4 protein-coding genes are annotated in these 6,229 nt (G+C 47.6%); all 4 read right to left on the bottom strand.

Annotation, left to right across the window (positions count from 1 at the left end; all coding sequences use genetic code 11):
• Positions 1 to 168 precede the first annotated feature (168 nt).
• From LZF95_RS21185 to LZF95_RS21170, 4 genes are read right to left on the bottom strand one after another with little or no spacing between them, the layout of a single operon-like run.
• Entirely contained in the window at positions 169 to 636 is a 468-nt protein-coding gene (locus LZF95_RS21185) for a hypothetical protein (RefSeq protein ID WP_233757195.1), read from the bottom strand.
• Positions 637 to 643: 7 nt separating this feature from the next.
• Positions 644 to 1,477, bottom strand: coding sequence for an RHS repeat-associated core domain-containing protein (locus LZF95_RS21180; RefSeq protein WP_233757196.1), 834 nt, complete (start codon positions 1,475 to 1,477; stop codon positions 644 to 646).
• A gap of 25 nt (positions 1,478 to 1,502) precedes the next feature.
• A complete protein-coding gene (locus LZF95_RS21175) occupies positions 1,503 to 2,042 on the bottom strand; it encodes a hypothetical protein (protein ID WP_233757194.1) in 540 nt (179 codons plus the stop codon).
• Complete coding sequence (locus LZF95_RS21170) at positions 2,042 to 6,223, bottom strand: DUF6443 domain-containing protein (protein ID WP_233757193.1); 4,182 nt, start codon at positions 6,221 to 6,223, stop codon at positions 2,042 to 2,044. Before LZF95_RS21170 ends, LZF95_RS21175 begins: the two co-directional genes overlap by 1 nt.
• Between the last annotated feature and the right edge of the window lie 6 nt (positions 6,224 to 6,229).

Below are 6,229 nucleotides of genomic sequence, written 5' to 3'. Positions count from 1 at the left end.
GAGATCCAACTCAAATCTTCCGGCAAAAAGCTAAGAAAGACCTTGCTTCTGAACCAAAGTCAGCGAAAACTGGCAAAAATGTTCGGTTTTTGATTTTGGGTGTCCCAGTGTCGAAGTCAGGAAAAAGCCCGGACATCGCCGGGCTTTGCTATTTATTCCTGTTCGCTTTCACTTTGTTTCCAGCAGTTCCCACCGCTTTGTGTCGCAAGAGTACCCATATACATAAGTGGTCCCCCCGCTACTGGATATGGTAACGCTGCTTCTCTTCTTGGATAACCGACCGTCTGCTATTGTAATCGATAAAGTATTGTCAATCAGCACCACGGGTAGTAATCTAAAGACGTTTATCCCGCTTCTCAATTCAGATTTACCGTACTTGACATCATCAAAAAAAGCAACGCTATACTCTTCCGCTATTTTGGAAAATGGAAAGTCCCCCGGGAAGTTGTCGTTCAGGAATACAACTTTATCCAGATAGTCCCGGACAAGTGCTCCTTCCTTGACAAGCTGCTCTTTTGACCGTATATGTTTCTCTATGCTTGTGGCAAGCAACCCATTCAATTGATTTCCAGATTGAGCTGAACAATACATAACAGAAATCATAAAACCCGCTATAACACTGACTATCGTCTTCATATCCGTTCTACTTTTTAGGGGTTACAAAACGGATTTGTGGGATTGTCGCAACCACACCCGATTTATTGTATATATAAACCGCTCCATTCCCACGGGAAAACACATATTCATTCCCGGAAGCACCTCTTACATCGTGCCCGGATGGAGCTCTGCCCCATTTATATGTTGTTGTAGTACCCCCAATTGTCCCTGACCCGGGACCTTCAACTATCTGCCCGCTTGGGTGGCTGTGGAAAGTGATGTCCCCCGTCATTACATCGGGATGGGTTACGGAAGCGCTCAGGTCGGTTTTCGGGTTGCCTACCGGCCCCATAGGAGATTCGATGACCGCCCCGTTTCTGACAACTCCACCGTATTCCCGGTTGTTGGCATCAGATGTCCCGCCCCTGCCGTTATCCTGGTTGACAATGTTGACCATTCCCTGCCGGGTACCCGCATCACCGATTATCTCCACGCTGTTATCGTAAGCCGTTGAGTTGTTCTGGAATGCCTCGGTATTCCCTGAGTTTTTCTTGATAAAGTTTGCCGTGGCTTTGGCATCACTTTTTGAAATCCCGGCAGAAGGCACACCACTGTCAAAACTGGTCTGTGTCGTCTTGACAACATAGACCTTACCATCGTCTATGCCATCGTGACCTATTATATTTCCATTTTCATCAAGAAAATCCCCTGGGGCCATCCCATCAGGGTCGATAAACCTAATCGGATTGTTGAAGGCGTAATTATAAGGCGAATGTCTCCGCATCTGATCCGCCAACGGATCCACCACTCCCCATCTCCCTATCGTGGCATCATACATCCTAGCTCCATAGTCGTAGTACTGAAGCCCATTGTCCTCAATCAGTTCCTTTCCGTTGTAGAGATACTTATTCCATATTAATATAATTTCTACTCAAGACATTTAATTCTCCCTCATTATTTTTGGTAATCACTACTAATTCAAGAAAACCACACATGAAACACTTGTAGTCTATCAGTAAAATTGCTTTTTCTTTATCAAAGAAGACTCTAGAAAAAATCAAATACGGCTTTCTCTCCTCTTCAAAACTAAACTTATCTGTTATAAGATTTACTTCCTCCAGCTCATCTGAAATCTTTTTGCTCGGTAAATTAAACATATCTTCCATAATTCTCGTAGTCAACCCAGCTTGGAGCAGATGTAAAGTGTCTAATTCAAATTCTGTAAATGATAATAGGGAATCATAAAGATATATGCGTCCCCCCCCTTTAATACGAGAAGCAGGATCAAATTCTCCCGACTTCAGTGGTACTTCAAATAAACCTGACACTTCCTGGCTTTTAAGAACATATTCCAAAACCCTAGATTCTGAAAATTCTTCATCATTGAGTCGATGAGACTTGCAAGAGAGGAATACAAAAAAACTAAAAACAATTAGCGCTCTCATTATTTCCATTTTAAATACCCTTTGTTTTCCACCCACTCATACTTTACACCGAGTTTTGATTCAAATTTTTTCAGAACATTCGTTCTAGTACTTGATGGTGATATATAGGAAATATAATACCCAATATTTCCTGTTATATGAGACCTATGACCAGCGGTAGTATTCTTCCAAGTCCCATGACTAATTTGGGCATTATATGCATCTAAATGATTTTGACTTCCTCCTTCAATTGTAGTATTAACCCCAAGGTGATTATCAATATGAAACCGTTCATGCACAGCAGTATTTTTTAAATTATAATAGTTGTTGAATTCTGCATAATTTATTCTTCCAGATCGATTCAAAGAGACAATTGTCTTATTCGTTATAGGATCTCCTCTCATAGTAGAATATGAATCATAATTTACTTTAGCATTTTGGTCAAACCCCAATTCACCCAGATAATGATTGACTATATTTTCTAAAGCACTTTCATTACCTCTAAATCCAACCTTATCTAGCAATTGACTGTTAGAAGTTCCTACTGATTTACTTATTGTTTTTCCATCACTCTCAAAGAGATTTGTCGGTAAATCATTTTTTGAAGAATTTAATACTCTGATTTCACCATCATCAACTCCATCATCTCCAATAAATTCACCTCTATTATCAAAGTAATCTGCAAACATTCCTGTCGGATCGATGAATTTCATTGGATTGTTCATCACCCATGAGTAAGGAGACATAGGATAATACGATTCACTTCCGGGGTCAATTTGCAAAGTCCTACCTATGACGGGGTCATATCCACGGGCATGAAAATCGTAAATATTTAGACTTAAGTCATCTATTAACTCTTTGCCCTGATAGAGATACTTGTTCGCCTTGATCCCTCCGTACTGATATCCCAGCCCTGTCAGCTCCAGCCCCCATGGATCGTAGTGCGTCTCCTGCACGATGGCCGAACTCACGCTCATCACCATCATATTGTCAAACCAGACATCCTCTGCCGTTTCGTTTACCACAAAGGTCTCCATATATCCGTCCTTGGAAATATACATATTCTCCTCCAAGACTTCATGCTGGTTTGCCGCGTTTTTAGAAAGGACTTTCTTGCCCACCTCATATCTGTTAGAATCCTGATCGTATAGTGCATACATGAGGTAGGCCTCCGGGGCTTCTTTCTTTTGAAGGTCTTTTGCCAAAATATCCGCCAGGTTCAGTAAAGCGATCGGGTTCGCACCACCCGCACGCAGGTTGCTTGCCGCCAGTTCGTTCAGGTCGTTGATCAGCCTGTCCGCAGCCCCGACCGTCATAAAGCTCCCCGCATTGGCTTTCTGGCTTTTATCTTCAAGGTATTTGCCGTGAACCTGCAGTTTCAGGCTGTCCCCCGCATAGATCTCCTGGGTCCTGCCAGGGCCTACCATCCTTCCCCTGTCCGCGTTCAGCCAGGCCACTTGGTTTCCTCCCTGCGTCACGTTGTGCTCGGGCTCGGTCTGTCTGGATGCGGATACCATGGAAAACTCCATTTCCTCTGTTTCCGCATGCTGCGTCTCCATCGTGGCCATAAAGGTCTGTACAGTCGGGCTGCGCAATACCTGTCGGGTATTGCCCAGATGGTCCTTCACGTAGAACTCGCTGTGCAGCCCGTCCTCCTCGGCCACTATCCTTCCCTCCTCGTGTACCAGGTAGTCCAGGGCACCGTTCAGAAGCACCAGCTCCCCGATGTAATCCTGGGTCTTGGTCAATGTCCCGCTGCTGTTGTAAACCTTCTGCGTCAGTTTGTTCCCCTCGGCATCGTAGGCGAATCTGATCTTCCCCCCCGTGGAAAAACTGATCTCCTCCGGCAGGTTGAGGTGGTTGTACTTTGTCCCGGATATCCTCTTGTCCTTGTTGACCGTCTGGTTCCCGTTGGCATCGTATAGATAATTCCCCGGTGCCCCGCCGTTGGGCTTGAAATCCTTGGAGGTAAAGGTATTGGAGCTTTGTCCGTCCGCCACGCCTAACAGCCTATTGGAATAGGTATCCTCAAAGGTCGCATTGGTCGCATAACTGTAAGTCAGCGCATCGACAATGTTATAGTTCCCTGCGGCCCTTTCCCCCCGGCGGGTCATTGTCTTAATATTGCCATTGGCATCATACGTGATCCCGCTCAGGTTGTAGCGGCTGTTCTCCCCGCTGGTCGTGGAAGTGAATGTGGCCGCGGTGATCCTATTCGCATTGTCATAGGCGTAGTTGTAGGTACGCGTGCCCGGCGCCGAAGCCTGCCCCCCTGTCCAGGAAATCCTGGAGATGTTCCCGTTGAACCTGTTGGCGGTCGCCCCGGTATTGTAGTAGAGCGCCTGGGTGAACACCCCGGTAAAACCGGTGCCCAGTCCGGTCAGCCAGCCCCGGATATTATACGTACTGGTCTGGTTGGCATTGGAGGCCACCGTCGGGAAGGTCTTGCCTGTCTGCCTGCCCAGGTCATCGTAAGTGTATTGTACCAGGGTCTTCACGGCCCCGCTCCCTACCTGGTGGGTGATGGATGCCAACTGGCCTATCACATTGTAGTTATAGGTGCGGAGGACATTGTAACTTGATGACAGGGAATTGGTAACCAGGCTTCTGGTCGGCTGGTCTTCAAAGTTATAGGCCGTGGAAGCACGTATCGTGCCCCCTGCCTGGTGCTGTCCCAGCGACTGGATCATCCTTCCTTTGTTGTCATAGTAGAACGCACTGGTGTAGAACTCACCCGTCTCCAGGTTCTTTACCTTTTTGCCCGTCTGCAGTCCGTGGACACGGGTACTGGCAGAGGACGGAAAGGCCGAGCCCGGGTTATCGTAAGAAAAACCGGTCATGTATTGGTAAGAATCATAATAATTGACCGTCAGGATCTCCCCCTCGTCAGGTGGCCACGCGCCTGTCGCACCGGATGCCGGAGGCGTTCCGATCCTGGCCGTGAAGGATTGGTTCCCGGTTGCCTTCATGGTGAAACCGGGCTTGAGGGTAATGGAACTTGAGGCCACATACTCCTGATAGCCGTCATACTTGGCAGAGGTGATCGAAGTCCCGGTCTTTATCTTTGCCGTGTTCGCCTTGACTGTCGCATTGTTTGATCCGGACGTGTTCAGTGTGGTCTGCAGGGCAGCGAATGTGGTCGTAGTCGGCACTGTAGTAAGTCCTGTTATCACCACCCTTCCCAAGGCATCATATTTGGTATAAAGCCATTTACTTTCACTCCTCAGATTTCCGTCCTGAAAGCCCACCTGTCTGTCCTGAAGGTCATACAGGTAATATTCCACTTGCTTTTCGGGAACATACTTTTCGGTCAGTCTCCCCCTCCCGTCATATTTATAGCGGAAATATTGGGCAGCGGCCAGTGTCGCATTCGTAGAAAGATTCCACCCTTTGGTCAACATGATCTGGGTGGCCTGGGGCGGGATCACCACACGGAGCTGCCCCAGGTCATCATACACATAATAGGTACAGAGCCAGCCTGTGTGTCCGTTTCCCGTAGGGGTGGCGGTATTCTGCACCTTTTTCAGGATTACCCTGCCCAGTTTGTCGGTGTATTGGACGCTTGTCTTGTCGTCCTCATCCTGGGTGGTCTCCACCCAGAGCAGGTTGTTCCCGTAGGTGGGAGTAGCTGTGGGATTCACGGGAAGCCCTGAACCGTTTACCGTGAATATCCTAACCCCTTCCCCTGAGGTGTTTGTCCTTCTGCCGAACTTCACTTCCTTCCCAGTGCCCATTCTCCAGGCATTGCCAGGAGCGGCCTGCTTGTCCACCCGGTTAAGGGGCGATGGCTCAAACAGGGTCTGGGAATAGCCGTAGGTGTCGCCGGCATATTTGCCTGCATAAAACGAAGCATGGGAAGAAAGGGCATTTGTACGTAACCTACCATCTTGGGCGCCCGAATTCTCTATATAAGGCAGATACTCTTTTTCCTGTCGCCCGAAACCGTCATAAATAATAGGTGTAATCAGATCCTTGCCAGTGATCGTGGACTGTTTACCCACTGTCTGATTTGGCCTGCCAAGGCCGTCAACATACGTAAAGCTTTTATAGGACTGGCTGGGGGTACCGCCCGTCACCGTAGCGGTGGAACTGGTTCCTATACGGGCTTTATATGTCTTGACAAAGTTCTCGGTGGTCTGGCCAATTGAGGATGTGATGGCTACCAAAAACAGGAAAAGGATAGTAAACAGATAGTGTCTCATTCTAAA

The sequence above is a fragment of the Algoriphagus sp. AGSA1 genome (genome assembly GCF_021390545.1).
In the GTDB taxonomy this organism is placed as follows: Bacteria; Bacteroidota; Bacteroidia; order Cytophagales; family Cyclobacteriaceae; genus Algoriphagus.
The sequence above is the reverse complement of the archived record's forward strand: the minus strand, read 5'-3'. Positions and strand labels throughout refer to the sequence as shown.